The following is a 26,291-nucleotide window of genomic DNA, read 5'->3' as shown; positions in this document are numbered from 1 at the left end:
CCTGTTTTTTATTCAAAGAATGATTTCATTTTACCAAAAAAGGAGTCTGATTTAGGATGATGTTTTTTGCCACATGAACTGGAAAGCTCTTGTAGTAAATCTTGTTGTTTTTTATTAAGATTAACTGGCGTTTCAATCTTAACTTGACAGATTAAATCGCCAGAACCACCACGCTGAAGGTGGGTGATACCTTTGCCACGCAAGCGGAATAGTTTTCCAGTTTGTGTGCCTGCTGGAACTTTAATTTTTAATTTATTCTCAAGTGTAGGCACTTCAATTGAACCACCTAGTGTTGCAGTTGCAAAGTCAATAGGTACTTCACAATATAAATCGTTACCTTCACGTTCAAAAATGGCGTGCTTTCTAACGTGAACTTGTACGTATAAATCACCACTAGAGCTACCTCTAGTGCCTGCTTCGCCTTCGCCGCTCAAACGAATTCGATTGCCTGTATCCACGCCTGCAGGGATTTTGACTGATAGTGTTTTTTGCTTACGTACCACACCTTGTCCACGGCAAGTGCTACAAGGGGATTCAATTCTTTGGCCTGTGCCAGAGCAAGTGCTACAAGGGCGTTGCACGGTGAAAAATCCTTGTTGTATTTGCACCTGCCCTGCGCCACCACAAGTTGAGCAGGTTTTAACACTAGTGCCGGGTTTTGCACCAGTGCCTGAGCAGGTATTGCAAGTTTCGTTTTTTGGAATGCGAACTTTAACAGTAGTGCCTTGCGCTGCTTCTTTTAAACCAATTTCTAAATCATAACGTAAATCTGAGCCACGATTGTTGGGTTGTTGAGAACCACTACCAAAAATATCACCAAAAATATCACCGAAACCACCACCACCGAATGGGTCGCCACCGCCAACACTCGCATTTCCGTTGACACCTGCATGACCAAATTGGTCATAGGCTTGACGTTTTTGAGCGTCAGACAAAATGGCATAAGCTTTTTGAATTTCTTTAAATTTTTTTTCAGCCGATGCCTTGTCGTCTTTAACGCGATCAGGGTGGTGTTTCATTGCTAGACGTTTGTAAGCTTTTTTAATTTGCTTAGTATCTGCATTTTTTGCAACACCTAGTACTTCGTAATAATCTCTTTGTGACATGTTTTTGCCTTATTATTAAAAAACCCTCCTCAAGTGCTATCTCTTAAGGAAGGTTTTAGTAGTTAGGTTTTTAACCTTTTATTTATCGTCTTTAACCTCTTCAAAGTCAGCATCAACCACATCGTCATCAGCGTTTGACTCTTTTTGCGAGGTATTTTCAGCACCTGCTTTGGCTTGTGCTTTTTCAGCTAATGGTTGTGCTTTTTCAGCTAATGGTTGTGCTTTTTCACTTAAAGTTTGAACCTTGGCATCAATGGCTTCTTTATCATCGTCTTTAACGGCTTTTTCAAGCTCGGTAATGGCCATTTCAATCGCTGATTTTTCATCATCAGAAACTTCATCTTTTAGCTCTTCTAGAGTTTGCTTGGTTGAGTGTATCAAGGAATCTGCCATGTTCTTACTGGTGACTAATTCTTGGAATTTTTTATCCTCATCAGCATGTGCTTCAGCATCTTTGATCATTTTTTCAACTTCCTCATCACTCAAGCCAGATGAGGCTTTAATGGTGATTGATTGCTCTTTACCAGTATTTTTGTCTTTGGCAGAGACATCCAAGATGCCATCAGAATCAATGTCAAATGTCACTTCAACTTGAGGCTGGCCTTTGGGTGCATTGGGGATGTTTTCAAGGTTGAATTGACCTAATGATTTATTGGCACTAGCTATATCACGTTCACCTTGTAACACATGTACAGTTACTGCGGATTGATTGTCAGCTGCGGTTGAAAAAATTTGGCTTGCATTGGTGGGGATGGTTGTGTTTTTCTCAATTAATTTAGTCATAATACCACCCATGGTTTCAATGCCTAAAGATAATGGCGTTACATCTAATAACAATACGTCTTTAACATCACCACTTAATACACCTGCTTGAATTGCAGCACCCATCGCTACTGCTTCGTCAGGGTTGACATCTTTTTTAGGTTCTTTACCAAAGAAGTCTTGCACCATTTTTGTTACTTTAGGCATACGTGTTTGACCACCTACTAAGATAACTTCATCAATATCACTTGCAGATAAATCTGCATCTTTAAGTGCAGTTTTACATGGTTCAATAGTACGTTTGAGTAGGTCTTCAACTAGTGATTCTAACTTAGCACGAGTGATTTTAATGTTAAGGTGCTTAGGACCTGATGCATCTGCAGTCACGTAAGGCAAGTTGACGTCAGTTTGTTCAGAAGAAGACAATTCAATCTTGGCTTTTTCAGCTGCTTCCTTTAAGCGCTGCAGCGCCATGGGGTCATTAGTTAAATCAACACCTTGGTCTTTTTTGAATTCATCCACTAAATAGCCAATAATACGTTGATCAAAATCTTCGCCACCTAGGAAAGTATCACCATTGGTAGAGAGTACTTCAAAGTGCTTTTCACCATCGATGTCTTCCATTTCAATGATAGATACGTCAAATGTACCACCACCTAAGTCATAAACAGCAACAGTTTTATCACCTTTAACTTTGTCAACGCCATAAGCCAGTGCTGCTGCAGTTGGCTCATTGATAATGCGCTTAACATTAAGACCTGCAATTTTTCCAGCATCTTTAGTTGCTTGGCGTTGTGAGTCGTTAAAGTAAGCGGGAACTGTAATGACCGCTTCGGTGACTTCTTCGCCTAGATAATCTTCAGCAGTTTTTTTCATTTTACCAATGACTTTTGCTGAAATTTCAGGCGCAGCCATTTTTTTGCCTTTAACCTCAACCCAAGCATCACCATTGTCAGCTTTGACAATTTTATAAGGCACAAGGTTGATGTCTTTTTGTACTGCATCTTCGTCAAAACGACGACCGATTAAGCGTTTAATTGCGTATAGCGTATTTTCAGGATTAGTGACTGCCTGACGTTTTGCTGGTTGACCAACTAAAACTTCCTCAGAATCTTTTGGATAAGCAATAATGGATGGTGTGGTGCGATCACCCTCAGAATTTTCAATAATTTTAACACTGCCACCATCCATAATGGCTACGCATGAATTGGTTGTGCCTAAGTCAATACCAATAATCTTTGACATTTTTTACTCCTTAGAATTTAATATACGTCCTATATAGGGATGGGCATTTTTTTTTCAAGGATTAAGGCTAAAAATTTTATAAGCGCTGTTTGAGTAATGCCTCTACTGATGCAGGTACAAAAACACTAATATCACCCCCTAATATTAGAATTTCTCTTACCAAGGAAGAAGAGATGTTAGCGTACTGTTCAGCAGGCGTCATAAACAGAGTTTCAATGTTAGGATTAAGATGTTTGTTCATACCTGAGAGTTGAAATTCGTACTCAAAGTCACTAACAGCACGTAGTCCACGCAAAATCACTTGTGCGTTTTGCTTGGCTGCAAAGTCAACCAATAGTGTGTTAAAGCTTAATACTTTAATATTGCTAATATCTTTAAGTGCAGTATTGGTTGCATTAATTCTATCGTCAATACTTAAAAAAGCCTTTTTTTTACTATTTTGAGTAATGCCAATAATAATTTCATCAAATAATTTACTGGCGCGTTTGATTAAATCAATATGACCATTGGTGATTGGATCAAACGAGCCTGGGTAAATTGCGATTTTTTTCATCATAAGGTGATTTATTAAGGTTTTATAAAAGAGTTATTAAGCAATAATGCACCTGCCCTGTATGTTTTTGTTTATTAATTTGAATGTTTGTTGATAACCATTCAGTCGTTTCATTTTTTAAAATTTTAAATTCAGATTCTATATAGATTTTCGTATTTGAAGTCATAAAATTACCTTTTGAGAGTGCTTTTAAAGTTTTTGGTAGATAGTTTTTATTAAAAGGCGGGTCTAAAAAAATAAAATCAAAAATTTGTGTGCTTTTTTCAGATAAGAAATTTAACGCATCTTGATTAAAAATACTCATTTTGTTTGTCTTTAATAGCATTTTATTTTTTTTTAAACTTTGATAGGCGTTGACGTCTTTTTCAATACTAACGACTTGTTCAGCACCACGGGACAGTGCTTCAAAACTTAAACTTCCACTACCAGTAAACAAATCTAGATAAGTTTTGTTGTGTGATTCAAATTGAATCCAGTTAAATAAGGTTTCTCGGATTTTACCTGATGTAGGTCTTAAACTAGGCACATCGGGAAAGTTAAATTTTCTGCCCCGAAATTTACCTGACACGACTTGGAAAGAATTATTGATGATAGGCGTCAAAAGAGTCTTGAAGTTCTTTTTTGGCTTCAATAGAATCACCCCAGCCATCAATTTTCACCCATTTGCCTTCTTCAAGGTCCTTGTAGTAAGTAAAGAAGTGTTCGATTTGATTTTTAAGAGTAATACCGACATCATCAATGCATTTGATATCATGATAAGATCTGCATAATTTATCAATAGGTACGGCTAAGATTTTTGAATCCTTTCCTGCTTCATCAGTCATGCGTAAAACACCAATTGGGCGTACTATAATAACGCTATCATGGATTAGTGGATAAGGCGTAATCACCAAGACATCGGCTGGATCACCATCATCTGCTAGTGTTTCTGGTACAAAACCGTAATTGCAAGGATAAAACATAGGCGTTGAGATAAAGCGATCTACAAACATGGCGCCTGTTTTCTTGTCAATTTCATATTTAATGGGTGATGAATTTGCTGGAATTTCAATAATAACGTTAATTTCGTCAGGAATATTGCCTGCTGAGACTGGTTTTAAACTATTTTGCATTTTTCTAATTCCTCTTTTAAAAGATTAAAGCGCCAACCTGTTAAGAAAATAACTGAGCGGTCACCACGAATAAAACTCAATAATGATTTGCCGTTGGCAATGATTTTATCGTCTAGATTATACTGATTTGCTATATTTTTTATCAGTTTTTGTAATTCATTTTTCTTTGCTTTTTCGGTTTTTGTTGGTAGTGTATGCTTATTATTAATAATAATTTCAGCCTTATTCAGCTGTTCATTACTAACTAAAAATTCATTAAATACAGTTTTTATACCAAAGGGTAATGATTCTTTTTTGAGCACATAGTTGATTAATTTATCATCACTCATTATCCATTTTCTAGGTTTGTTCTTATGAATCGCTTGATGTTCTCTAAACGCGGCTAATTGTGCGATAAGACAACGTGTGTTTTTGGCTAAGCGTGAAAATCCTTTGACGTTTTTCCATGCGTTTTTGATATCAGGATTATAAAGTTTGATGTCTAATAATAATTGACCCTCTTGTTCAATCCAATGTGATTTATGCTCAGTTTTTAATTGGCTCTCAAGTTGGTAGAAATTTTTAAGTAAATATCGTACATCATCTAACGCATACTCAAGTGCCTCATCTGGCAATGGACGTGTGGTCCAGTCTAGGCGGGTATAAGCTTTTTCTAAATAGACATTTTGCAAGATTTGAGTCAGTGCTTGATAAGAAATTTGCATAGGATGGCCAAGTAAGCTAGCTGCAATTTGAGTGTCAAACAAACATTTAGGGAGTTGTTTGGACAAATAGTACATGGCCTCAATGTCTTGGCGTGCTGAGTGTACAATCCATAAGCAGTCTTTTTGGTAAAGTTTTTCAAACAGTGGGTTTAAATCTTCAATTGCTAAGATATCGATACAGTCAGTTGCGCTTTTAGTGGCTATTTGTACCAAGCATAATACTGGATAGTAAGTATTGACACGCTTAAATTCAGTGTCAATGGCCAGTTCGGTTTCATGTTTTATTAAATCTAGAAACTGACTTAGTTGTGTTTGTGTTTGAATCATTTGTTGTATTTTATACTGACAAAGCCACTCATTTGCCAAATTATAAATTGGTTTTTATGTGATTAATCTTAAATTATAAATTTTTTTTAACTGTATTAAAAATACTATATGGTATAATCGATGAGTGTTGCTTGTTCTGTTGTTTCTGTTGTTTCTGTTGTTTCTGTTGTTTCTGTTGTTTCTGTTGTTTCTGTTGTTTCTGTTGTTTCTGTTGTTTCTGTTGTTTAGTAATTAAACTCTCAGATTTCCTAAGATTTAATCGCATATCCCACAAACCCGTATAATGAGCTGGAGTATAGAACACCTCACGAGTCTCTAAAGTTAGCGAATTACCCACAACAACCTGAAATAGCACATACCATACTGCAATAGTCTAATTTTATTGGACACAAAGATAGCCTTATAATACAAACCATAAGGAGGTCAGTAATGACACAATATAAATCAAGAAAACAACGAGTGACTTTTACCGTTGAACATTCTGTTCAATACCCCCTTGAGGGGGGGAACACTAGATTATGCCAAACTCATGGTGCATGAGAATTACACCAATAAAAAAAATCATGATAATATCAGGAGCTTGCTCCTCAGCAGTTAGCAGATGGAGAAAACAATACCTAGCAGAGCTTGGTGGACAAACACCAGAGTCAGGCAAAGCGCTGACTTCTGAACAACAAACAATACAACTGCTTGAGAAACAACTTTGGCGCGCACAAAGGGACAATGAAATCTTAAAAAAGGCAACAGCCTTGTTCGCTGTGGACAATCACCAAGTGATATGATTATCAAGATAAACAAGGCTTGCCAACAATACAATACTAAAGAATTATGAGCATTACTCAAACTTCCTCACAGTAGTTATTACTATCAAGTCAAAGATAAGCGAGTAAACAACAACACCAACGCTATGATTAAATTAATCAAACAAACTGCTATTGAAGTTGGATACACCTATGGCAAACGCAGAATGCGAGTAGTTTTGAATAACCAAGGTTATAACATTGGTATTTACCAAACTGCAACGCTAATGAAAAAAGCCAATGTAGTTGCCATACGCCCAAGAAAGCGTCATTATTACCCTAATACTAGATTGATGTTTAAAAAGGCAAAAAACCTATTAAATCGTGTGTTTGAGCAGCAATCAATTAATACGCATTGGGTTGGTGATATTACCTATATCAAAACCTATCAAGGTGGGAGTTATTTAGCCAGTGTGTTGGATTTAGGCTCAAGACAAGTTGTTGGTTGGGCATTGTCAAAACAGCCTAATGCTCAGTTGGCAAAGGATGCGCTTAGTAATGCTGTGTCTAGACACCAGCCCAATACAAATAAACACATGTTTCACTCTGATCAAGGGACTCAATACTCTTCTAAAGTTTTTATTGATTATTGCAACAAGAACAACATTACTCAAAGCATGAGCAGGCGAGGTAATTGTTGGGATAATGCGGTCATGGAGCGTTTCTTTAGAAGTCTGAAGACTGAGAGATTAAATTATCAAAGTTTTGCAAATCATAGTGAAGTCGTGCAAAATGTAGAGGGTTATATCTACTTGTATAATTACAAAAGGATTCATTCAGCGATTGGGTATTTAACACCTGCTCAAAAGATGGCTGAATTGAAAAAAGCGGCTTGAAATGTGTCCAAGTAGGTTAGAGCATTGCACACTCACCGAAACCCTACATTTCCCTAAATCATGCCTTCATTGTGAAGATCCGCCACTGAATCAAACGTTCTAATGATTGAATAACTCGTCTTGCTGGCATGGACAAGTCCACATCAATATTCAAGCCTTCCCGATTGTAATCATCGACAACATTAAAAGTTCTAATGTGCCTGCCATCAGTGAGTGAGTCTGACATAAAATCCATTGACCAAGTTTGGTTAATAGTTGTTGGCACACTCAGTGCTTCGGGTTTATCTCTTTTGATTCTTCTTCTTGGCTTGATTCTTAGATTGAGCTCCAGTTCTTGGTAAATGCGATACACTCGTTTATGGTTAAATTTGTAGTCTTTAACATTACGTAGATATAAATAGCACAGTTTAAAACCCCAACGCTTGTGCGTTGCGGTTAAGCGCAGTAGACAATCGGCAATTAAAGCATTGTCATCACTGAGTTTTGGTTGATAATAATAAGTGCTTTTACTAATGCTACAAACTTCGTAAATAAGTTTGATACTTGTGTTCTTATTTTGTTCATTGATGTTTAAAGCCATCCTCACGCCACTGGGATGGCTTTAGAACTTTTTTGCTAAGGCATCCTTTGTAATTTGCAGTTTCAACTCACTCTCAGCATACATACGCTTGAATTGAGCATTTTCTGATTCTAGCTCTTTTAAGCGTTTAACCATAGAGACAAAATCTGTATCACCGTATTTAGATCTCCATTTGTAAAATGTGGCTTGAGACATTGCGTATTCACGGCATAGATCAGCCACAGATATGCCTGATTGGTTTTGTTTGAGTATGTTGACTATTTATGACTCTGTATATCTTGATTTTTTCATGTGAAAACTCCTTATTTTTTATTATAGAATTTTCTACTTTAGAATGGTGGTTTTTTGGGGTATTACATTAACAAATTAAAGAAGTAGTGCCACGTCATTCATTGGTGCCATTAGTAAACAATACAGGAGTAATTGCGGGCCCTGTTGGAGAGTTGGCAAAACTTTTAGCGGTTATGGCACTACTTAGTAGACAATTGATTTCAAAGAAATTAACTTTATTTTATGTGGTGTTATGTACTTTAGGTTTTTCGATGATTGAAAATGTTTATTTTTTTTTGAAATATAGTGAAATTTTGTTTATAAGGGCGAATCCAGCCCATATGGTATTTTCTGCAATATGGGGTAGTGCCTTAGGCGCTTGGCTGACTAAAGAAAAAAGTTTTTCGTATTTTTTATTTGCGTTGTTTCTGGGTAGGGGCTACATGCAAGTTGGAATTTATTTGCAATAAAAAATACAACGTTTCATATTTATCTGTTTATTGCAGTACCTTGGATTGGTCTTAGCTTTATTAAAAATCAATTACAAGAAGTTACCCATCACAATTAACTATTTAACAACAATATTAATTAATTTATTCGGCACAACAATCATTTTGATGATAGTTTTATCTTTGGTGAATTTGGTAATATTTTCATCTGCCAATGCTTGCGCTTCAACTTGTGCTTTATCGGCATCAGAACTGAGTATTAATTTGGCACGTAGTTTGCCGTTGACTTGAACGATGATTTGCACTTCGTCTTGAACCAGTGCTGATTGATCAACATTTGGCCATGGTTCATTGATAATTGCTTTTGTGTTGCCTAATTTTTGCCATAAGTAGTGGCATAAATGTGGCGCAATTGGGCTTAAGGTTTTAAGTAGAATGTGGATAGATTCTTGGCGGAGCACCATAGAAGTTTCGCTGGTATCCTTAAATTTGGATAAGGTGTTGCACAGTTCCATGAGTGCAGCAATAACGGTATTAAATAAATACCTGCGACTCATATCATTAGTAATTTTATTAAGTGTTTGATGAGTCTTAAAGCGTATGCCTTTTTGGGTTTTATCAAGGTTGTCTAAAGAACCGATAGTGTTGTTTTCCTTGTCTTTTATAAAACCACTAACCAAGCGGTAAACTTTATTAATAAAGCGATATGCACCTTCTAGCCCTGAATCGTTCCATTCTAGGTCTTGGGTTGGTGGTGCGGCAAACAAGATGAATAGGCGCACTGTATCAGCGCCATATTTTTCAATCATTTGTGCAGGGTCAACGGTATTGCCTTTGGACTTACTCATCTTAGCGCCATCTTTAAGCACCATGCCTTGGGTGAGTAAATTTTTAAAAGGTTCATCGTTCTTAATAAAACCTTCATCACGCAATAATTTATTAAAAAATCGAGCGTAGAGTAAATGTAGAATCGCATGTTCAATACCGCCAATATATTGGTCTACACCGCCATTGGCCAGCCAATAGTTGGCGCGCTCATCTAGCATTTTGTCGTTATTATCTTTGCAAGTGTAGCGGGCAAAATACCAAGATGATTCAAAGAAAGTATCAAAAGTATCGGTTTCTCGCTCTGCTGCCTCGCCACATTTCGGGCAAGTGGTTTGATAAAATTCGGGCATTTTTTTAATCGGAGAGCTAACACCATCAAAACTCACTTTCTCAGGCAAGATAACGGGCAAGTTGGCTTCAGGCACTGCCACTGCGCCGCAACTTGGGCAATTAATGATGGGGATTGGACAGCCCCAATAGCGTTGGCGTGATACGCCCCAGTCCCGTAGGCGGTAGTTGGTTTTTTTGCTGCCTAAGTTTTTGTCTGCTAAGTTTTTGGCAATGCCATTAAAGGCTTGGTCAAAGCCCATGCCGTTAAATTCGCCTGAGTTAAACAACAGGCCTTTGTCGGTCATGGCGTTTTCATCAATACTTACATTTTCACTAATGACTTGTTTGATGGCAATGCCATATTTTTTAGCAAATTCATAATCCCGCTCATCGTGTGCAGGCACACTCATAATTGCGCCTGTGCCGTAGCCCATTAAGACAAAATTAGCAATCCAAATAGGCACGTCATCATTGGTGATTGGATGCGTGCATTTTAGCCCCGAATCAATACCCTTTTTGTCCATGGTTTCCATTGCTGCTTCGGTGGTTTGTAGGGTTTTGCACTCGTCAATAAAAGCTTGTACTTGCGGGTTGTTTTTACCCGCCTCCAGTGCAAGAGGGTGTTCACTGGCAATGGCTAGGTAGGTAACACCCATGAGTGTGTCTGGACGAGTAGTGTAAACCCTAAGTGAATTGGCATTGCGCCTAGGAAAATCAACCTCTAGACCAACAGATTTACCAATCCAATTTTTTTGCATGGTTTTGACCGCGTCTGGCCAACCATCGAGTTTATCTAAGCCGCTGAGTAATTCATCGGCATAATCGGTGATGCGCATAAACCATTGTGAGATTTCTTTTTTCTCAATCAGTGCATCAGAACGCCATCCGCGCCCATCAATCACTTGCTCATTTGCCAATACGGTTTGATCAACAGGATCCCAATTGACAATGGCATTTTTCTTATACACCAAGCCTTTTTCAAATAACTTAATGAACAGCCATTGCTCCCAGCGATAATATTTTGGGTGACAAGTGGCAATTTCGCGTGACCAATCATAGCCAAAACCCAGTTGGCTTAACTGTTCTTTCATATAATCGATATTTTCATAAGTCCACTTGGCTGGTGGGACTTTGTGCTTTAATGCAGTATTTTCAGCTGGCAGACCAAACCCATCCCAGCCAATAGGCTGCATGACATTTTTACCCTGCATTTTTTGATAGCGAGAAATCACATCGCCAATACTATAATTACGCACATGCCCCATATGCAAGCGCCCAGACGGATAGGGAAACATACTCAAGCAGTAATATTTTTCCTTTGACGTGTCTTCGCTGACTTCAAAAGATTTATTTTCTTGCCAATATTTTTGCGCTTGCGCCTCAATTTGTTGAGCATTATATTCTGAGTTCATAGGGTATTTTTGTTGGTGTCAGTATTACAGGCTGATATGGCAGAATTGAGCTTTAATGTGCCTACTAAATCACCAATACTATCTAGGTTGTTTTTATTTAAATATTCACTAATACCGTCATTGATTTTATGACACACTAATGGGTCATAAAATAGTGCTGTACCTATGCCAACAGTGGCTGCACCTGCAATGATGAATTCTATTGCATCATTAGCAGTGGTAATGCCACCCTGACCAATGATGGGTACATTGTGATGTTTACTGATTTGATAAACTTGATGTACTTTTAACAAAGCGATTGGTTTAATAGCAGGGCCAGATAGACCGCCTTGATTGTTGCCAATGATTGGTTTTTTGGTTTTAGTATCAATGCCCATACCCATGAGTGTGTTAATCACTGCTAAACCATCAGTACCTGCATCAATACAGCGTTGAGCACTAAAGGCAATGTCAGTTTGGTTGGGTGATAATTTAGTGATGATTGGCTTTGAGGTATTTTTCCGACAAATATCAACCACTCGATACGACATATTTGGATTATTACCAAATGCCACGCCACCTTCTTTAACATTTGGACAGGAAATGTTAATTTCAATTGCGTCAATATCTGTGTCATCAAAACGCTTAGTAATTTCGCCATATTCTTCAACGGATGAACCAGAGATATTAATAATAAAACGCGTTTCAGTTTTATCTAAATTCGGTATAATATCATTAATCACAGCATCCGTTCCCGGATTTTGCAGCCCAATGGCGTTAATCATACCGCTAGGCGTTTCACATACTCGATGAGGGATATTGCCAAGGTGTGGCTCTAGAGTTGTACCTTTAAGACACACAGCACCCACATCGGCGTTAGAAAATCCATTAATCCGTGTATATTCTTCACCAAAGCCAACACAGCCTGATAAAAGAACAATGGGTGAGTTTAGTGAAAGCCCGCAGAACAGGGTTTTTAAGTTATTATGCATGGGTGGTATTATACATTTTTGCTGTTAAAATTATTATTCATGAAAGGATTATTCATTAGTGGTAGTGGTACCAATGTTGGTAAAACATTTATTGCCCAACATTTGATTAGGTTATTAGCAAATACTCGAAAAGTGAGTGTTAGAAAGCCAGTTGAAAGCGATTGTGAAAATAAAAATGGGCGGTTAATACCAAAGGATGCCTTGTTATTATCCAAGGCTTGTAATACTAATGAGCCAATCGACAAGGTGTGCCGATATAAGTTTGAGGCGTGTAGTAGTGCGCAAATGGCAAGCCAAGCCCTGGGATTAAAACTTATCTTAGATGATTTGGTTGATGCTTGTATGGCAGATGAGTTTGTTATTGTTGAAGGGACTGGCGGGTTGCTTTCTCCAATAGCGACACAAGCATTAAACAGTGATTTAATTCAAGCACTTGATATGCCAGTGGTGCTGGTGGTCAAAGATGAGCTAGGTGCAGTTAATCAAGCATTGCTTAGTATTAACGCAGCTCAGCGTTGTGGGCTTAATATAAGTATGTTGATGTTGAATCAAATTCAGCCTAATTTGTTAAAAAATGCACAAGCAATCGCTCAGTATACGGATATTGATATCAATGTGTTTAATCAAGATGATTTAGCAGTGTTTGAAAGCCAAGTTGAGAAAGCCCTATTAGGACTTTAGTCAAGCAGTGTTAAGTTTGGTTTTTTTTCTTCGGTTGTTTTAGTTCCAACTTCAAAAAACATACCTTCACCATTTTCACCCGCATAAATGCTAGCAACCGCATTGATAGGTACAAAGATATCAACTGATTTATTAGAAAACCTTGCTTTAAAGCTAAGATTGTTATTATTGATAACTAAGTCATGAGTTGCATTGCTAGCAATATTTAGAACAATTTTGTCTTGTTGAATGAATTGCTTTGGCACAACCACGCCCGAGTAGGTACAGTCGACTAATATGTGAGGGGTTAGCTCAGTGTCTTCCATCCATGCGTGATAGGCTCTGATTAAGTAGGGTGCTACAGAAGGCACAACCATTGTTTTTAGTTATATTCTTTTTCGCAGTCGGTTAGGCTTGCTTTAAAGCTATCCCTGGCAAAAAGTCTATTTGCATAACCTGTAACGGCTTTTCCTGGTGCGCCTAGCTTAATATCAAGCTTTTTTAACCGCCATAATAAAGCGCCTAGGCAAGCATCAACAATGGTCATATCGTCGCTCTTAAAGAAGGGTTTATAAGCAAATAAAGGTACCAATTCAATCAGATTGCTCTTTAGGATTTTGCGCGCCTCATTAGCGTCTTTCTTGCTACCCGATTCAATGGTGTTTACCAATTCAAACCAACAACCAGGCGCTCTGGTAAATCTAAAGATAAGCAATCTTTTTTCTGATTTTTCAATCGGATCCACGGGTAATAATGGCGGAAATGGGAAGCGCTCATCAAGGTATTCCATTACCACTGAAAGGTCGTATAAAACAATCCCTCTGTCAAACAAAGTGGGCAATGATTGGCACGGGTTAAGCTCTAGAATTTCTTCAGGGATTTCCTCAAGCTTTAAATTTAACACTTCTCTTTCAATATTTTTCTCAGCCATGATGAAACGCACTGCATGGGATTCCATGTCTTGCGGTGAAGAATAAAGCGTTGTTGAAGCGGGATTAGGTTTTGTTAACATAATGATTACCTTTAAAAATAATAAAAACAGCGTTTTTAAAAACGCTGTTTTATAGAGTGAACTTTACTTGTATTAGAAATTAGTCTTTAGCACGCCATTTGCCGTATTTAACATCTTTCCAGTATTCTTTTTTCAGCAAGTAGGCAAAAATGAACAAGATGAACAAAAAGCCTAATACTTTAATGCCAAGGTCAAATCGTACTAGCTTAGCTGGCTCACCAACATAGTCCAAGAAGTTGGTAATATTTCTGATATCTTGATCAAATTCTTTGCTAGATTTGTCTTGTTTTAACTGCCATAGAACATCTGGCATGGAGGCGTTTTCTAATATATGGTTGTTTACACCAAACACACGTGAATCGTCTTTATAAAACCCCCGTAAGTAAGAGTATATCCAATCTACGCCCTTTGAGCGTGACACTAAAGATAAGTCCGGGTTGTTGCCAAACCATTGATTGGCATCAGAAACAGGCATGGCTGAAGTGATTAGTGAGCCTACTTTTTCATCGGTAAATATTAGGTTTTTTTCCACCTCTTTATCAGTGGCTTTTATTAAGTTCTTTTCAATTTCTTCTTTAGAAATTTTTGCAAAAAAACTTTTAGCTTGGTCGAGATTAGTGATTTCATTATCAAACGCCCTTGAAAGAGCTACAAAGTCGCCATGTTCTAGCGGCTGATTACTTAATGCAGCCACTTTTGCTTTCTCATAAGCGGCAATGATACCATCTAAGAATAAGTCCTTTCCAATACGATTGTAGCGCATGAACCAGATTGAATGACAACCGGAGCAGTAATTCATAAATAACTTTGCACCTCTTTGCAACGATTTTTTATCATTGATGTCAGTATTAGCATAATCTAGATGAACTTCAGTTGATGCGAATACATTAAAAGAGAAAGTTAAAATCGCAACTGCTACTAGTGCTGTGTGTAATTGTTTTTTCATCATTTACTCCGTTACTCTTGTTGGCACTGGTTTGGTTTTTCCAATGGAGGTAAACCAAGGCATTAAGATAAAGAATCCAAAATAAGTGACTGTAAATACTCTTGCTAGTAGCACATTAATGGGTGTTACTGGCTGCATACCTAAGTAGCCAAGTGCGACAAAACTAATCACAAAAATCCCTAGGGCGACTTTATAAGGCCATGAGCGATAGCGGATTGACTTTACGCTAGATCTGTCTAACCACGGTAGTGCAATTAAAATTAATAGTGCTGCAAACATACCAACAACGCCTGGGAATTGTGAACCGAACATGGGTGGAATAGCTCTTAATACTGAGTAAAAAGGCGTTAAGTACCAAAGTGGTGCAATATGATCAGGTGTTTTAAGTGGGTTTGCCTCAATAAAATTGGCATTTTCTAAGAAGTAGCCATTCATTGCTGGAGCGAAAAACACAACAGCTGAGAAAATCATTAAAAATACCACCACGCCCACAATATCCTTAACACTATAGTATGGGTGAAACGGAATGCCATCTTTAGGAGTGCCATCTTTGTCTTTATTTTTCTTGATTTCTATCCCGTCTGGATTGTTTGAGCCTACTGTGTGTAATGCCACAATGTGCAAAAACACCAAAATAACTAAAATCAACGGTAAAGCAATCACGTGTAATGAAAAGAAGCGGTTTAGAGCAGGGTCGCCAACCGCATAGTCACCTAAGATAAAAGTTAGGATGTCTGGACCAAATACAGGCACTGAGCCAAATAAAGAGATAATAACTTGTGCACCCCAATATGACATTTGTCCCCACGGCAATACATAGCCCATAAAGGCTTCCGCCATTAATGCAATATATAGCACCATGCCTAAAATCCAAATCAACTCACGTGGGGCTTTATATGAACCATAAAGCAAGCCACGATACATGTGTAAATAAATAACAATAAAAAAAGCAGAGGCGCCTGTTGAGTGTAGGTAGCGAATGAGCCAACCCCAGTCAACATCACGCATAATGTATTCAACTGAAGCAAAGGCATACGCCGCATCAGGCTTAAAATGCATAGTTAAGAAAATGCCTGTTACAATCTGCATGACCAATACCAGCATGGCTAACGAGCCAAAAAAATACCAAAAATTAAAATTTCTAGGGGTGTAATATTCTGCTAAATGCTCGTTCCAAACTTTGGTTAGTGGGAATCTTTGATCAATCCAGTTTTTGTTGTTATCCATCCTATTCTCCTGATTATGCTTTTGGGTCAATGCCAATTCGAATGAGAGAATCGGCGACAAAATGATAAGGCGGAATGACCAAATTTGTTGGTGCTGGAACGCCCGCATAAACTCTGCCTGCTAAGTCAAACTTAGAGCCATGGCAAGGGCAGTAAAAACCACCTTTCCATGAATCTCCACCAAGATCGGCAGCACCCAGTTCAGGTCTATAGGTTGGCGAACAGCCTAAATGGGTGCAAACGCCAACAATAACGGCAATATCAGGATTGATTGAGCGATAAAGATTTTTAGCGTATTCTGGTTGTTGAGAGAGCTCATTACTATCAGGGTCGGTTAAGACACTGTCCAGCGTGCTTAAATTTTCAATGGTTATTTTGTCACGCTTAAAAATCCAAACGGGCTTTTTCCGCCATAGAACTCTAACCAATTGTCCATTGTCTAACTTGCTAATATCAACATCAACGGGCGCACCAGCAGCTTTTGCTCTTGCTGAAGGCATCCATGATGATAAAAAGGGCACCAGTACAAAACCAACACCTACCGCACCAACCACGCTTGTAGCGCCCGTTAAAAAACGCCTTTTCTTTAAGTCTATCTCTTGTTCTGACATAGGGCTCAATCCTTTATTTTGAAAATTCGAAATAAAATCTAATTTTAGACCCCAATCATTATAATGTATATCAGCTTTATGTAATAGATAATTGTTATGAGCGCTATTTGTTGATATTAATTTTGATTTCTATGTGTGTTATAGACTCAAGCGCTGGTATTTGTATCAAAAGTTCTAGCAATGTCACTAATTGCTTTTGAGCTCTAAAGGCAATGGCTTGATTGTGAGTTATTAATATTGCTGTATTGTTCTTAATTAAGCACAATTCAAGTGGTTTTAATGTGCTCGGTAAAAGCTTAGCAAGATCAATATTGATTTGGTTATAGGCCTTTGCTTGGGTAAATAGTTGACCAAGTTGACCACTGGGTGTAAAACTTGCAAGATTTGTTAGGGTTTTATACTGACACATTTATATATCTATGAGAAAATAGGTTTTTTAAATTAATTTAAATATATTCTATATGAGTATTATAAATAAAGTTTTATCAAAGATTGTTGGTTCTAGAAACGATCGACTCATCAAGGTATTATACAAAACTGTTGGTCAAATTACTGAATTAGAACCAAACATGCAAGCGCTTAGTGACGAGCAACTTAAGTCTAAAACCCAAGAATTTAAAGACAGAATTAACAATCAAGAACCCCTAGATTCAATCCTTGTTGAGGCATTTGCCGTAATTCGCGAAGCATCAATACGTGTACTAGGCCTTAGACACCATGATGTGCAACTCATTGGCGGTATGGTGCTTAATGATGGCAACATCGCAGAGATGGGTACAGGCGAAGGTAAAACTTTAGTGGCAACTTTGCCTGCTTATCTTAATGCGCTTAGTGGCAAAGGCGTACACATAGTTACTGTGAATGATTACTTAGCAACTCGTGATGCGCAGTGGATGGGTAAGGTGTTTGATTTTTTAGGCATGAGCGTAGGCATTATTACCTCAAATATGGCACATGAAGATAAGCAAGCCGCTTATCTGTGTGACATTGCCTATGCAACTAATAATGAGCTAGGTTTTGATTATCTTCGTGACAATATGGCATTTACTTCTGAGCAAAAAGTGCAACGCGTGCTTAATTTTGCCATTGTGGACGAGGTGGATTCGATTTTAATTGACGAGGCTAGAACGCCTTTGATTATTTCTGGCCCAGCAGATGATTATGCGCAAATTTATCAGGCCATTAATCATATGATTCCTAATTTTACCAAGCAGACAGAAAGTGGCGAAGGCAAGGAAATAGTCATCGAAGTGGCAGGTGATTACACCGTTGATGAAAAGCACAAGCAAGTATTTTTGACTGACGATGGCCACGGCAAAGCCGAGCGTTTGTTAATTGATGCTGATGCCTTACCAGAGGGTGCTAGTCTTTATGATGCGAACAATATTTTGCTAATGCAGCATATTAACTCAGCATTACGTGCACATATTTTATTCCAAAAAGATGTGGACTATATTGTGCAAGATGACGAGGTTGTGATTGTTGATGAATTTACTGGCAGGACTATGCCAGGTCGTCGTTGGTCAGAAGGGCTACATCAGGCCATTGAAGCCAAAGAAGGGGTGAGCATTAAAAAGGAAAACCAAACGCTCGCCTCAATTACTTTTCAAAACTATTTTAGACTTTACGCAACACTTTCAGGCATGACAGGCACTGCCGATACTGAAGCTGTAGAATTTCAAGATATTTACGGACTGGAAACTGTGGTTGTTCCACCTAACAAGCCGTCTGCACGCGCAGACAAATCAGACCAAATTTATTTAACAACGCAAGAAAAATTTGAAGCCATTGCGCTTGATGTTGCTAATTGTCAGCAAACTGGACAGCCAGTTTTGGTGGGCACTAGTAGTATTGAAAATTCAGAATTAATTTCCGCCTTATTAGAAAAAAATAACATTAAACACGAAGTTTTAAATGCCAAACAACACGAACGAGAGGCAGTTATTATTGCCAATGCCGGTAGTATTGGTGCAGTGACCATTGCGACCAATATGGCAGGTCGAGGTACGGATATTGTGCTCGGTGGTAAGTTGCCTGAAGAGGCAACGGATAAGCAAAAAATCGATTGGCAAATTCAGCATGATGACGTTATTAAGGCAGGTGGTTTGCATATTGTAGGCACAGAGCGTAACGAGTCACGCCGAGTGGATAATCAATTACGAGGTCGTTCTGCACGTCAGGGGGATGTGGGTTCAACGCGTTTTTATTTGTCGTTAGAAGATAATTTAATGCGTATTTTTGCCAGCGAAAAAATGGCCTCTATGATGCAAAGATTGGGCATGGAAAAAGGCGAGGCGATTGAGCACAAAATGGTCAATCGAGCCATTGAAAATGCCCAAAGAAAAGTAGAAGGTATGAACTATGATGCACGTAAACACCTTTTAGAATATGATGATGATGCCAATGACCAAAGAAAAGTTATCTATAAGTTACGTGATGATTTGATGAGTGTTAGCGATGTTCAAGACCATTTTATCAGTATTAGAGAAAAAGTTATTGAGCAGCTTTTTGCAGACTATATTTCAGCCGAATTGATGGAAGAGGATTGGGATGTTGAAGGCTTGCATAATGCACTAAAATCAGACTATTCAGCCGATTTTCCATTACAACAATGGCTTGATGAGGGTATTGATATTGATGAATTGCAATCAAGAATTATCCAAGGACTCAGCACAATTTGTGACCACAAAGAAGACATGGTTGGTACTGAGCCTATGCGTGAATTTGAAAAAGCAGTTATGTTGCAGACCCTCGATCACTATTGGAAAGAGCATTTGGCAGCCATGGATTATTTACGCCAAAGTGTTAATCTACGTGGTTATGCGCAAAAAAACCCAACGCAAGAATATAAGCGCGAATCGTTTGCTATGTTTACCTCGCTGCTAGACACCATTAATATTGAAATTGTTAAATCTCTATCAAGCGTCACCATTAATGAAAATACTGACGCCTCAGATGTTGAACAGCAAAACAATGAAGGTGCGCAGGCTCAGCATGAAGAAGTTGGAACGTTGGGTGTTGATGATGCCGAAGTAGAGACCGCCCAACAAAACACATACCAAAGAGAAGAGAAAAAAGTAGGGCGAAACGACCCCTGCCCTTGTGGCTCAGGCAAAAAATATAAAAAGTGTCATGGCTAACTACATTGGCTTAATGTCAGGCACCAGTCTTGATGGCGTTGATGGCGTTATTATCGATGAGACGGGCAGGAAAATATTAACTCAAGCCTATCTACCCTACTCTGACAAGCTAAAACAAAGCCTATTAGAGCTTACCCAAAATTCAAAAACCTCATTAGAAAACCTGGCTAATATTGACATTCAAGTGGCGGGTTACTTTGCTGACACAGTACATTTATTATTGCAACAAGCGGGGCTTGAGGCAAAGAATATTAAAGCAATCGGCTCACATGGGCAAAGCATTTTCCACCAAGGTAGCAAGTATTCAATGCAAATTGGCCACGGTGCATTGATTGCTGAGCAGACGAGTATTACCACAGTGGCTGATTTTCGTATGCAAGATGTGGCTGCTGGTGGGCAAGGTGCGCCACTCACACCGCTTTATCATCAGCACATGCTTAGTGGCAAAGACGGTGTCATTATTAATTTGGGTGGCATTGCTAATATCACCCACAGCTTTAATGGCGAGGTAATCGGGTTTGACACAGGTCCTGCTAATACATTACTAGACAACTGGATAAAAAAGAACAAAGGATTAGATTATGATCGAGACGGTATTTGGTCGCGTTCTGGGTTAGTGAATCAATCCTTATTAAACTCAATGCTTTCAGATGATTATTTCCATCAAGAACACCCTAAAAGCACAGGCCCAGAATATTTTAATTTAGACTGGTTATCGCAACATTTAAATGGCACTGAGCCACCTGAAGATGTGCAAAGAACTCTAATAGAGCTCACAGTAATGAGCATTTCTGCAAACATTCCCTTAGGTGTAGATGTATATTTGTGTGGTGGTGGTGTACACAATTTATTTTTGTTTGAGCGTTTGGCTTGTCAAAACCCTGATAACAAGGTTACACTGACTAATGATTTGGGCGTATTTGTGGATTATGTAGAAGCTACTGCATTTGGTTTTTTTGCCCAACGAACTTTAGCAGGTCTGCCGTCAAATTTACCATCAGTAACAGGCGCTAAGGGTGAAAGAGTGCTAGGAGCGATTTATGCAATTTAAAATGATTCAGCCGGATGACTGGCATTTACACGTGCGCTCAGGCGCAGCATTAAAATCAATTATTGGCATGACGGCGGCGCAAATGGGCAGAGCAATTATTATGCCTAATTTAAACCCGCCTGTGACTAACGCTACTCAGGCGCGTGCTTATAAAGAAGAAATTTTATCTGCTTTGCCAAAAGGCAGCAAATTTAATCCATTGATGGTCTTATATTTGACCGACAACACCACGCCTAAAGATATTCAAGAGGCGATTGATAATGGCGTTGTAGCAACTAAGTTGTATCCTGCAGGGACAACGACCAATTCAGATAGTGGCGTGACTGATATTGCCAAACTGTATCCAACGCTGGAGAGTATGCAAAAATTAGGCATGCCATTTTTGGTGCACGGTGAAGTAACGCGTAGCGAGGTGGATATTTTCGACCGCGAGGCGGTGTTTATTGATGAGGTGTTGACTCGAGTGGTGAGTAATTTTCCTGAGTTGAAAGTCGTGTTTGAACACATTACCACTAAAGACGCTGTTGATTTTGTTTTGGCAAGTCATCATAAAATAGCAGCAACTATTACACCACACCATCTTTTGGCCAATAGGAACGATATGTTGGTAGGTGGTATCAAGCCACATTACTTTTGTTTACCAGTCTTAAAGCGTAAAAATCCGCATCAATTGGCACTATTAGACGCTGCAACCAGTGGCAATACTAAATTTTTCTTAGGTACAGATTCTGCGCCACATGCTAAGACGGATAAAGAATCTGTCCGCGGTTGTGCTGGTATTTTTACCGCACATTGCGCCATTGAACTTTATGCGACGGTTTTTGAACACCAAAATGCACTAGATAAGTTGGAAGGGTTTGCCTCAAAATTCGGTGCAGATTTTTATAACTTGCCTCATAATACACAGACCATTACACTCAAAAAGCAAGATTGGACTGTACCAGCAAGCTATCCTTTTGCTCATAGCGATATTGTGCCATTTATGGCAACCAAAATACTTAGTTGGAAACTTATTTAAAGTAAAGCCAAGAGTGGCACCCTTCTTTTAACGCCCTTTTTCTTTTTTTCTTGGCTTTTTCGAGTCGTGAATAATACCAGCACTAGCACCAGACAGGCCAACTGCCATTAGTGGATTGTGCTTATGTGTTTTCATTTTGTGTTGTTTTGTTTGCTCCTAGAATAGGCGCATTATATATTGTTTCTAAAATAGGAATAATGAAACACATTAAACTTAGACAGTCAGTTCATTCCAAGGTGCATACTGCTTTACGTCAGTTTTGGCTTAAGCAAAGAGATGATAAGTTAGGCTTGTCTCAAAGAGCCTTAGCAGCAAGGTTACAAGTACCCCGCTCTCTTATTAGTAAAGTTGAAACAGGACGATAGACGCTTAGACATTGTAGCGGTAATTGAATATTGCAAAGCTTTAGAAATTGACCCTCATCAAGTCATTGATTTACTTGTTCAACTTGATAGACGAAAACTTTAGTATAACAACTAAGAAGACAAGCGAATGCTTTAATTTCTTGACTTGCAAAATAAGTAATGTAAAATAAAGGATTGTTTTATAGGGCGTTACAGCATATAAAGTACTATAAATTAATTGGAAGTAATCTTAAAATGATACTGCCAAAATATTGCAATGCTCTAACCTACTTGGACACATTTCAAGCCGCTTTTTTCAATTCAGCCATCTTTTGAGCAGGTGTTAAATACCCAATCGCTGAATGAATCCTTTTGTAATTATACAAGTAGATATAACCCTCTACATTTTGCACGACTTCACTATGATTTGCAAAACTTTGATAATTTAATCTCTCAGTCTTCAGACTTCTAAAGAAACGCTCCATGACCGCATTATCCCAACAATTACCTCGCCTGCTCATGCTTTGAGTAATGTTGTTCTTGTTGCAATAATCAATAAAAACTTTAGAAGAGTATTGAGTCCCTTGATCAGAGTGAAACATGTGTTTATTTGTATTGGGCTGGTGTCTAGACACCAGCATTACTAAGCGCATCCTTTGCCAACTGAGCATTAGGCTGTTTTGACAATGCCCAACCAACAACTTGTCTTGAGCCTAAATCCAACACACTGGCTAAATAACTCCCACCTTGATAGGTTTTGATATAGGTAATATCACCAACCCAATGCGTATTAATTGATTGCTGCTCAAACACACGATTTAATAGGTTTTTTGCCTTTTTAAACATCAATCTAGTATTAGGGTAATAATGACGCTTTCTTGGGCGTATGGCAACTACATTGGCTTTTTTCATTAGCGTTGCAGTTTGGTAAATACCAATGTTATAACCTTGGTTATTCAAAACTACTCGCATTCTGCGTTTGCCATAGGTGTATCCAACTTCAATAGCAGTTTGTTTGATTAATTTAATCATAGCGTTGGTGTTGTTGTTTACTCGCTTATCTTTGACTTGATAGTAATAACTACTGCGAGGAAGTTTGAGTAATGCTCATAATTCTTTAGTATTGTATTGTTGGCAAGCCTTGTTTATCTTGATAATCATATCACTTGGTGATTGTCCACAGCGAACAAGGCTGTTGCCTTTTTTAAGATTTCATTGTCCCTTTGTGCGCGCCAAAGTTGTTTCTCAAGCAGTTGTATTGTTTGTTGTTCAGAAGTCAGCGCTTTGCCTGACTCTGGTGTTTGTCCACCAAGCTCTGCTAGGTATTGTTTTCTCCATCTGCTAACTGCTGAGGAGCAAGCTCCTGATATTATCATGATTTTTTTTATTGGTGTAATTCTCATGCACCATGAGTTTGGCATAATCTAGTGTTCCCCCCTCAAGGGGGTATTGAACAGAATGTTCAACGGTAAAAGTCACTCGTTGTTTTCTTGATTTATATTGTGTCATTACTGACCTCCTTATGGTTTGTATTATAAGGCTATCTTTGTGTCCAATAAAATTAGACTATTGCAAAAGATATGAATTTTAACATAGAGTGTTGTTTGTCATCCCTGATACCGTTTCCTAATTTTCGAGTGCACTTATTAATAAAAGTAATTACGTTATAATTACATAAGAAATATTTATTAAGAGAGAAATATAATGACATATTTAATTCAAATTGGCAACTCACAGGGTATTAGAATTCCTAAGCCAATTATAGAACAGGCACATTTAAGTGGTCTTGAACTTGAGCTAAAAGTAGTAAATGAGGGATTATTAATAAAACCTCATAAAAGTATAACAGCTAGAGATGGCTGGCAAGAAAGTATAAAAAACCATATAAAATTATTCGGCAAGGAGCAAATTGATAGTGAATGGTTGGACGCTACTTTGGTTGACGATAGTGACCTAGAATAGTGAACGATAAAACAGTTAATAGATTTGACGTGTGGCTGGTTAGTCTTAACCCAACAAAAGGTAGAGAAATTAATAAAACTAGGCCTTGTGTTGTGGTTTCACCAAATGAACTTTCAGCCTTATCAACGATTATTATTGCTCCAATGACAACTAAAGGGTTTGAGTACCCTTGCCGAGTATCCGTAAAATTTCAGGAAAAGAAGGGTCTAATTTTAATAGACCAAATGAGAGCGATTGACAAGTCAAGACTGATTAAAAAATTAGGTGTCATTAATCAAACAACTCAGCAAATTTTATGCCAGTGTTTACAAGAAATGTTTGCGTATTGAAGCGGTTTTTTAAAATTATCTAACCGTACCTTTCAAAGTAGGCAGTAGATGAACACTGTCAAACATAAGCTAAATTAACCTCAAAATAAAGAATTATAAATGCTATCAAAGTTATTCTGATGGCACGAACAGCGACAACGTCGCGACACTTAGTGAGTAGTGTGTGTTTTGTGCATGAGATGGTGAGAATAATGGTGGAGGGATAGGGAATGTAATTTAGCTTATAAGTAATTGATATTTATAGATAAAAAATTATCGTTAAAAAATACTACGCACTTTACTACTCACTTTATTCAAAGTGCCTCTGCTTTAAGGCTTGATAAATTCGACCGTTAAATCTATAACACTACAATTGGTCTAGGTCTTTTTCCTCTTTCAATTCTTTAGCTTTTTTCATTAAGAGCATGCTTCAGTTGAAAGACATGCTCACTACATCTAACGCCCTAGAGGTTGTTTTCTCGTTCCGAGACTCAGGAGCGGGTCTAAAGACCTCGGAGCGGGTCTAAAGACCTTTTTAAGAGAGATAAGACATATCCTTGCTTCTTTTAAGCCTACTTGCTGAATAATCTTTGGTTTTTGGCTGTCTCTATGTCCTTTGCCCCTCACCTTGGCAAGATACGAGGCTCTGTATAGTGCTTCCAGTCTTTTTGCTTGATTGTTTTTATCTACAAAATAGTAAGGGTTTAATACTACTGGGCAATGTCCGTATGGTGTCCACTTTTCTATAATTTGAACATTTAACTTCTTTGGGTGTTGAATTTTATCGCCATCTAATAAAAGAACTAAATGGTAGTGTTGGTTTTTGGCTCGTTCTTGTTCTCTTGCCCAGCCATAACCAATATGTTTAATGCCGTAATGTCTGCCAATCCATTTTTTTAAATTGTCCATAAACTTTGAAATAATCTCATTGGTGGGTGTGTTGTAAGCAGGGTGAATAATCTCATTGGTGGGTGTGTTGTAAGCAGGGTGAATAATCTCATTGGTGGGTGTGTTGTAAGCAGGGTGTAAGTCAAAACGGTGAACCAATATTCTTTTATGGATGTTCAGGGCTGTATCAAATTGTTCAAACATGGAATTTAGTATTTCCACATACGCACCTTGCTTACCTTGTTGAATGATTATGGTCTCATCTTTGTATTGAAACTTATCATCAAAAACCACACACTTTCTATTAACTCTATTCACTGGTAAAGCTCTATTAGATAATAGAAAATACCGCGCCTTATGACCAATTTTTGAATAGTGGTTTTATTGTAGTAGTAGAGACTTCCAATGGTTTCGTGTCTGAAAACCGCTTTCGGAAAACCGCTTTCGCTTTTTAGGGATATTTTCATCACCAAAATACAAACAATCGCGCCCACTTAATTTGGTGAACGCAACTACTCAAGCAGTTATTTATTTAGTATTGTTTTGACTTTCTCAATGTCACTGAGCCAATACTTTTTATAATAACTGCCTGTATTGGAGTTCTTGACTATTTGACGTGGTATTTCTAACCCGTATTTATGGCAAAGTACTGAAACATGAGACCTGAAGCTTGTGTCTTTGTTCTGGCTGAAACTATCAAAGGCGGTTGCTGTTAATCCCCTGATTGTTTGCTCATAAATCCAATCTAAGACGCGAAGTTCTTTTTGTTAAGGTATGATTGTTTTTGCCAGTTTGCTGGTATGTGCCCTTGCTTCCTTCCGGTATTATGTAGCAGTTACA

At 38.2% G+C, this 26,291-nt stretch carries 23 protein-coding genes and 3 pseudogenes; 9 read left to right on the top strand and 17 right to left on the bottom strand.

The window, feature by feature from the left end; genetic code table 11:
• Window positions 1-8 precede the first annotated feature (8 nt).
• The 6 genes from dnaJ to CVFO_RS06475 form a co-directional block, all read right to left on the bottom strand.
• Window positions 9-1,106, bottom strand: a complete 1,098-nt coding sequence (dnaJ, locus tag CVFO_RS06500) for a molecular chaperone DnaJ (protein WP_201339248.1) — start codon at window positions 1,104-1,106, stop codon at window positions 9-11.
• A gap of 78 nt (window positions 1,107-1,184) precedes the next feature.
• Window positions 1,185-3,113, bottom strand: coding sequence for a molecular chaperone DnaK (gene dnaK / locus CVFO_RS06495; protein WP_201339247.1), 1,929 nt, complete (start codon window positions 3,111-3,113; stop codon window positions 1,185-1,187).
• 76 nt (window positions 3,114-3,189) lie between these two features.
• The gene (gene coaD / locus CVFO_RS06490) at window positions 3,190-3,666 is read right to left on the bottom strand and encodes a pantetheine-phosphate adenylyltransferase (RefSeq protein ID WP_201340434.1); all 477 of its coding nucleotides are present in this window, start codon (window positions 3,664-3,666) and stop codon (window positions 3,190-3,192) included.
• A 22-nt stretch (window positions 3,667-3,688) separates the two neighbouring features.
• Window positions 3,689-4,267 (bottom strand): 16S rRNA (guanine(966)-N(2))-methyltransferase RsmD, encoded by a 579-nt coding sequence (rsmD, locus tag CVFO_RS06485; protein ID WP_201339246.1) that lies wholly within the window; start codon window positions 4,265-4,267, stop codon window positions 3,689-3,691.
• On the bottom strand, window positions 4,248-4,778 hold the full coding sequence (gene ppa, locus CVFO_RS06480) for an inorganic diphosphatase (RefSeq protein WP_201339245.1): 531 nt from the start codon (window positions 4,776-4,778) through the stop codon (window positions 4,248-4,250). The genes rsmD and ppa overlap by 20 nt, the downstream gene beginning before the upstream one ends.
• Window positions 4,763-5,809 carry a ribonuclease D gene (locus CVFO_RS06475; protein WP_201339244.1) on the bottom strand — a complete coding sequence of 349 codons (1,047 nt, stop codon included), beginning with the start codon at window positions 5,807-5,809 and terminating at the stop codon, window positions 4,763-4,765. Before CVFO_RS06475 ends, ppa begins: the two co-directional genes overlap by 16 nt.
• Window positions 5,810-6,338: 529 nt before the next feature.
• On the opposite strand from CVFO_RS06475, the pseudogene CVFO_RS06465 reads away from it, so the two are divergent.
• Window positions 6,339-7,445: pseudogene (locus CVFO_RS06465) on the top strand (IS3 family transposase).
• A gap of 79 nt (window positions 7,446-7,524) precedes the next feature.
• Here CVFO_RS06465 and CVFO_RS06460 read toward each other — a convergent pair.
• Window positions 7,525-8,286 (bottom strand): annotated as a pseudogene (locus tag CVFO_RS06460) (transposase); the annotation flags it as partial.
• Window positions 8,287-8,420: 134 nt separating this feature from the next.
• Here CVFO_RS06460 and CVFO_RS06450 point away from each other — a divergent pair.
• Window positions 8,421-8,765: a PrsW family glutamic-type intramembrane protease gene (locus tag CVFO_RS06450; RefSeq protein ID WP_201339242.1), complete on the top strand. Its 345-nt coding sequence runs from the start codon at window positions 8,421-8,423 to the stop codon at window positions 8,763-8,765.
• A 98-nt stretch (window positions 8,766-8,863) separates the two neighbouring features.
• Here CVFO_RS06450 and leuS read toward each other — a convergent pair whose 3' ends face one another.
• Both leuS and CVFO_RS06440 read right to left on the bottom strand, forming a co-directional pair.
• A complete protein-coding gene (gene leuS, locus CVFO_RS06445; RefSeq protein ID WP_201339241.1) occupies window positions 8,864-11,314 on the bottom strand; it encodes a leucine--tRNA ligase in 2,451 nt (816 codons plus the stop codon).
• Window positions 11,311-12,285 carry a dihydroorotate dehydrogenase gene (locus tag CVFO_RS06440; protein ID WP_201339240.1) on the bottom strand — a complete coding sequence of 325 codons (975 nt, stop codon included), beginning with the start codon at window positions 12,283-12,285 and terminating at the stop codon, window positions 11,311-11,313. Before CVFO_RS06440 ends, leuS begins: the two co-directional genes overlap by 4 nt.
• Window positions 12,286-12,324: 39 nt before the next feature.
• Here CVFO_RS06440 and bioD point away from each other — a divergent pair, with 39 nt between their 5' ends.
• Window positions 12,325-12,966, top strand: coding sequence for a dethiobiotin synthase (gene bioD, locus CVFO_RS06435; protein ID WP_201339239.1), 642 nt, complete (start codon window positions 12,325-12,327; stop codon window positions 12,964-12,966).
• Here bioD and CVFO_RS06430 read toward each other — a convergent pair.
• The 6 genes from CVFO_RS06430 to CVFO_RS06405 form a co-directional block, all read right to left on the bottom strand.
• Entirely contained in the window at window positions 12,963-13,322 is a 360-nt protein-coding gene (locus tag CVFO_RS06430) for a ClpXP protease specificity-enhancing factor SspB (RefSeq protein ID WP_225879237.1), read from the bottom strand. The genes bioD and CVFO_RS06430 overlap by 4 nt on opposite strands.
• A 5-nt stretch (window positions 13,323-13,327) precedes the next feature.
• On the bottom strand, window positions 13,328-13,957 hold the full coding sequence (locus CVFO_RS06425; RefSeq protein ID WP_201339238.1) for a glutathione S-transferase N-terminal domain-containing protein: 630 nt from the start codon (window positions 13,955-13,957) through the stop codon (window positions 13,328-13,330).
• Window positions 13,958-14,036: 79 nt separating this feature from the next.
• Window positions 14,037-14,903, bottom strand: a complete 867-nt coding sequence (locus CVFO_RS06420; protein ID WP_201339237.1) for a cytochrome c1 — start codon at window positions 14,901-14,903, stop codon at window positions 14,037-14,039.
• A 3-nt stretch (window positions 14,904-14,906) separates the two neighbouring features.
• The gene (locus CVFO_RS06415) at window positions 14,907-16,130 is read right to left on the bottom strand and encodes a cytochrome b (RefSeq protein WP_201339236.1); all 1,224 of its coding nucleotides are present in this window, start codon (window positions 16,128-16,130) and stop codon (window positions 14,907-14,909) included.
• A gap of 13 nt (window positions 16,131-16,143) precedes the next feature.
• A complete protein-coding gene (gene petA, locus CVFO_RS06410) occupies window positions 16,144-16,740 on the bottom strand; it encodes a ubiquinol-cytochrome c reductase iron-sulfur subunit (protein WP_201339235.1) in 597 nt (198 codons plus the stop codon).
• Between the two features lie 103 nt (window positions 16,741-16,843).
• Entirely contained in the window at window positions 16,844-17,149 is a 306-nt protein-coding gene (locus tag CVFO_RS06405; protein WP_201339234.1) for a hypothetical protein, read from the bottom strand.
• Window positions 17,150-17,201: 52 nt separating this feature from the next.
• Between CVFO_RS06405 and secA the strand changes: the two genes are divergently transcribed.
• The 4 genes from secA to CVFO_RS09240 all read left to right on the top strand — a co-directional run bounded on the left by secA (window position 17,202) and on the right by CVFO_RS09240 (window position 22,314).
• Window positions 17,202-19,880: a preprotein translocase subunit SecA gene (gene secA / locus CVFO_RS06400; RefSeq protein ID WP_201339233.1), complete on the top strand. Its 2,679-nt coding sequence runs from the start codon at window positions 17,202-17,204 to the stop codon at window positions 19,878-19,880.
• Window positions 19,873-20,931, top strand: a complete 1,059-nt coding sequence (locus tag CVFO_RS06395) for an anhydro-N-acetylmuramic acid kinase (RefSeq protein ID WP_201339232.1) — start codon at window positions 19,873-19,875, stop codon at window positions 20,929-20,931. The genes secA and CVFO_RS06395 overlap by 8 nt, the downstream gene beginning before the upstream one ends.
• Window positions 20,921-21,949, top strand: a complete 1,029-nt coding sequence (gene pyrC / locus CVFO_RS06390) for a dihydroorotase (protein WP_201339231.1) — start codon at window positions 20,921-20,923, stop codon at window positions 21,947-21,949. The genes CVFO_RS06395 and pyrC overlap by 11 nt, the downstream gene beginning before the upstream one ends.
• Window positions 21,950-22,146: 197 nt before the next feature.
• Window positions 22,147-22,314: a helix-turn-helix domain-containing protein gene (locus CVFO_RS09240; RefSeq protein WP_342591005.1), complete on the top strand. Its 168-nt coding sequence runs from the start codon at window positions 22,147-22,149 to the stop codon at window positions 22,312-22,314.
• A 281-nt stretch (window positions 22,315-22,595) separates the two neighbouring features.
• On the opposite strand, the pseudogene CVFO_RS06380 reads toward CVFO_RS09240, so the two are convergent.
• Window positions 22,596-23,703, bottom strand: a pseudogene (locus tag CVFO_RS06380) (IS3 family transposase).
• Between the two features lie 294 nt (window positions 23,704-23,997).
• On the opposite strand from CVFO_RS06380, the gene CVFO_RS06375 reads away from it, so the two are divergent.
• Both CVFO_RS06375 and CVFO_RS06370 read left to right on the top strand, forming a co-directional pair.
• Window positions 23,998-24,255 carry an AbrB/MazE/SpoVT family DNA-binding domain-containing protein gene (locus CVFO_RS06375; RefSeq protein ID WP_201339230.1) on the top strand — a complete coding sequence of 86 codons (258 nt, stop codon included), beginning with the start codon at window positions 23,998-24,000 and terminating at the stop codon, window positions 24,253-24,255.
• Window positions 24,255-24,584, top strand: coding sequence for a type II toxin-antitoxin system PemK/MazF family toxin (locus CVFO_RS06370; RefSeq protein WP_201339229.1), 330 nt, complete (start codon window positions 24,255-24,257; stop codon window positions 24,582-24,584). Before CVFO_RS06375 ends, CVFO_RS06370 begins: the two co-directional genes overlap by 1 nt.
• A gap of 435 nt (window positions 24,585-25,019) precedes the next feature.
• Here CVFO_RS06370 and CVFO_RS06365 read toward each other — a convergent pair whose 3' ends face one another.
• Window positions 25,020-25,769: a YagK/YfjJ domain-containing protein gene (locus tag CVFO_RS06365; RefSeq protein WP_201339228.1), complete on the bottom strand. Its 750-nt coding sequence runs from the start codon at window positions 25,767-25,769 to the stop codon at window positions 25,020-25,022.
• Window positions 25,770-26,291 lie beyond the last annotated feature (522 nt).

The sequence above is a fragment of the Isorropodon fossajaponicum endosymbiont JTNG4 genome (assembly GCF_016592615.1).
Classification (GTDB): Bacteria; Pseudomonadota; Gammaproteobacteria; order PS1; family Pseudothioglobaceae; genus Ruthia.
Note: the sequence above shows the minus strand (reverse complement) of the source record. Positions and strands in the feature narration are given on the sequence as shown.